Source organism: Bradyrhizobium sp., assembly GCF_036735945.1.
Taxonomy (GTDB): Bacteria; Pseudomonadota; Alphaproteobacteria; order Rhizobiales; family Xanthobacteraceae; genus Bradyrhizobium.
Genome location: NZ_DAINNI010000229.1, coordinates 1 through 3,759 on the forward strand (window position 1 = coordinate 1; position 3,759 = coordinate 3,759).

Here is a 3,759-nt window from a genome sequence, read left to right on the forward strand (position 1 = left end):
TGTTCATGGTCTACACCGCCGGCAATTTCATCGAATGCACCACCGACACGCCCTACCTGCAGATCGGCGAGCACAAATACGGCAAGCCGGTGCTGGACCGCGCGATGCACTACGATGTCGAATTGTACGAGGCGCTGAAGACCGGCCTGATCTCGATGGATTCGACCATGCGCTCCAACCTCGGCGTCGGCCTGCCGATCGATGTCCTGGTGGTGCGCGCGGACGCCTGCGAGGCCGACCTCAACCACCGCATCGAGGCGGGCGAGCCCTATTTCCACGACCTGCGCTCGCGCTGGTCGGCAGCGCTGCGCGCGGCGCATCAGAATATTCCAAGACCACCCTACAAATCAGAAACTGAAGCAAAGAAGTAAAGGCGAGGAAACAATGGCCGACGCAACCAACAAGATCGCACTCGTGACCGGCGCAGGCACCGGCGTCGGACGCGCCGCATCGCTGGCGCTGATGAATGCCGGCTACACCGTGGTGCTGGCCGGCCGCCGCATGGAGATGCTGGAGGAAACCAAGAAGCTCGGCGACAATGTCGGCAAGAGCCTCTGCGTTTCCGCCGACATGACCAAGCCGGAGTCGATCGCGGCATTGTTCGCCAAGGTAAAGGACACCTATGGACGGCTCGACGTTCTCTTCAACAACGCCGGCATGGGCGCGCCGCCGGTCAATTTCGAGGACCTCACCCTCGAACAGTGGCAGGCGGTGGTGAACACCAACCTCACCGGCCCGTTCCTGTGCACCCAGCACGCCTTCCGCATCATGAAGGACCAGAACCCGCGCGGCGGCCGCATCATCAACAACGGCTCGATCTCGGCGCACGCCCCGCGCCCGTTCTCGTCGGCCTATACCTCGACCAAGCACGCGATCACGGGTCTCACCAAGGCGTCCAATCTCGACGGCCGCATGTATGACATCGCCGTCGGCCAGGTCGATATCGGTAACGCCGCGACCCCGATGACCGACCGCATGGTCGCCGGCCCCGGCGTGATGCAGCCCGACGGCACCATGAAGCACGAGCCGCGCATGGACGCGAAAGCGGTCGGCGATGCCGTCGCCTACATGGCCAGCCTGCCGCTCGACGCCAACGTGCTGTTCATGACGGTCATGGCGACCAAGATGCCGTTCGTGGGACGGGGGTAAGGCACCAACGTGCCCCGGACGCAGCGCGGCGCGAAGTGCTGCGCGGCTGAGCCGGGGCCTACACTTGCGGCACGATGGATCCCGGCTCTGCGACGCAGCGTTTCACGCTGCGTCGCGTCCGGGAGCTACTCCAGCCGCTCCACCTTCCGCAGCGTCGGGAACAGCTTCATCCAGAGTAAAGCAATGGCAATCGTGCCGACGCCGCCGAGGACGGCGGCCGGCACCGCGCCGAACAGTGCGGCCGTGACGCCGCTTTCGAACTGGCCGAGCTGGTTGCTGGCATTGATGAACAGGAAATTGACCGCGCCGACCCGGCCGCGCATCTCGTCGGGCGTCGCAAGCTGCACCAGCGAGAAGCGGATCACGACGCTGATCGTGTCGGCGGCCCCGAGCAGCGCCAGCGCCAGCACCGACAGCCACATCCACTGCGACAGCGCGAATATCACCGTCGCCGCGCCAAACACGATCACGGCCTGGAACATCCGCAACCCGACATGGCGGTTGATGGTGTGGCGCGCCAGCACGATCGTCATCAACAGCGCGCCGACCGCGGGCGCGGCACGCAGGATGCCGAGGCCGAGCGGGCCGGCTTCAAGAATATCGCGCGCATAGATCGGCAGCAGCGCCGTTACGCCGCCCAGCAGCACGGCGAACAGGTCGAGCGAGATGGTGCCGAGGATCGCGGGGTTATTGCGGATGAAGCGAACGCCCGCGAACACATCGGCGGCGGTCGCATCCGGCTTCGACACTTCCTGCTTCATGGGATGAATGAAGCCGGTCAGGACGGCACCGACCAGCCAGAACACGACGATCACGAAATAAGGCAGGCTCGGCGCCAGTACGTAGGCAAAACCGCCGAGCGCCGGCCCGGTGATGGTGGCGACCTGCGCCGCTCCGGAGGAGATCGCGGTCGCCCGCTGCACCAGGCCCCGCGGCGCGACCAGCGGCAGCAGCGCCGCCGTGGCGGGACTTTCGAAGGCACCGGCGATGCCGATCACGAAGGTCGCGATGAAGATCTGCACCTCGTTGAGCCAGCCGGCGAAGGTCGAGACCGCCAGGAACAGCGCGGTCGCCGCTTCCGCGATCTGGCAGAGCTGCACCACGCGCTTGCGCTCGAACCGGTCGGCGGCGTGGCCGGCGACGAACACCAGCAGCGCCGTCGGCAGGAACTGCACCAGTCCGACCATGCCGAGCTGGAAGGCGCTGCCGGTGATGTCGTAGATCTGCCAGCCGATCGCCACCGCCGCGATCTGGCTGGCGAAGCGCGACAGGCTGCGGGACAGCAGGAAGAACAGGAACGGCCCGTGCCTGAGCAGGTCGCGGGCGCTCACCGGGGGTGTCGAGGACATGGTTTAGACGCGTGGCCGAGCAGGAAGCCGTTGTCAACGGGCCGCTCCGCAACACGGCATTGCACGGCGACGCGACGCTGGCATAATCGCGCGCCGGGGCATTCGGGGGATTCATGCTGCAACTGCAATCGGCGTTCGGCGTGCTGGCGCTACTGGCGATCGCGTGGGCGCTCAGTGAAAACCGCCGCGCGGTTTCGCTCCGGCAGATGGCGATCGGCCTTGCTGCCACCGTCGTCACCGCGCTGGTGCTGCTCAAGCTGCCGCCGGTCGCAAAGGCGTTCGGCGCCATCAACGACGCCGTCAACACCATCTCGGCTGCGACGCGCGCCGGCACCTCCTTCGTGTTCGGTTACATCGGCGGCGGTGCGCCGCCGTTCGATCTCAAGGCGCCGGGCGCGGATTTCGTGCTGGCGTTCCAGGCGCTGCCGATCGTGCTGGTCATGAGCGTCCTGACCACGCTGCTGTTCTATTGGCGCGTGCTGCCGCCGATCGTGCGTGGCATGGCGTGGCTCTTGGAGCGCACGCTCGGCGTCGGCGGCGCGGTGGGGCTCTCGACGGCAGCCAATATCTTTCTCGGCATGGTCGAGGCGCCGCTGTTCATCCGACCCTACCTGGTGCAGCTCACCCGCAGCGAACTGTTCCTGGTGATGACCGGCGGCATGGCCGGCATCGCCGGCACCGTGCTGGTGCTCTACGCCACTTTCCTCGTGCCGCTGATCCCGGACGCCGCCGCGCATTTCGTCATCGCATCCGTGCTGGGCGCACCGGCGGCGATCCTCGTCAGCCTGATCATGGTGCCGGAGACATCGGACAGGCGCACCGGCGGATCGCTGGAAGACCCCGACATGCACGCGTCCTCGACCATGGACGCGATCGTCAAGGGGACCACCGCCGGGCTTGAATTGCTGCTCAACATCGTCGCGATGCTGCTGGTGCTGGTCGCGCTGGTCTATCTCGCCAACGCCGTTCTCGGTTTGCTGCCCGAGATCGGGGCTGCGAAAATCTCGCTGCAGCGGCTGCTCGGCTATCTGATGGCCCCGGTGTGCTGGCTGATCGGCCTGCCCTGGCCGCAGGCGGTCACGGCGGGCAGCCTGATGGGCACCAAGACCGTGCTGAACGAACTGATCGCCTATCTCGAACTGTCGAAACTCGGCGCCGATGCGCTCGATCCGCGCTCGCGGCTGATCATGCTGTACGCGATGTGCGGCTTCGCCAACTTCGCCAGCCTCGGCATCATGATCGGCGGCCTCGGCACCATGGC

General features: G+C 66.4%; 3 protein-coding genes and 1 pseudogene. 3 read left to right on the forward strand and 1 reads right to left on the reverse strand.

Annotated elements, in window-relative coordinates; genetic code table 11:
- Positions 1-371 (forward strand): annotated as a pseudogene (locus V7E26_RS29595) (peptidase); the annotation flags it as partial.
- Between the two features lie 13 nt (positions 372-384).
- Complete coding sequence (locus V7E26_RS29600) at positions 385-1,149, forward strand: SDR family oxidoreductase (RefSeq protein WP_324422928.1); 765 nt, start codon at positions 385-387, stop codon at positions 1,147-1,149.
- A gap of 125 nt (positions 1,150-1,274) precedes the next feature.
- Here V7E26_RS29600 and V7E26_RS29605 read toward each other — a convergent pair whose 3' ends face one another.
- Positions 1,275-2,498 (reverse strand): MFS transporter, encoded by a 1,224-nt coding sequence (locus V7E26_RS29605; RefSeq protein WP_324422929.1) that lies wholly within the window; start codon positions 2,496-2,498, stop codon positions 1,275-1,277.
- A 113-nt stretch (positions 2,499-2,611) separates the two neighbouring features.
- On the opposite strand from V7E26_RS29605, the gene V7E26_RS29610 reads away from it, so the two are divergent.
- Positions 2,612-3,759 (forward strand): NupC/NupG family nucleoside CNT transporter (locus V7E26_RS29610; protein ID WP_324422930.1); only part of this gene is annotated, 1,148 nt, incomplete at its 3' end.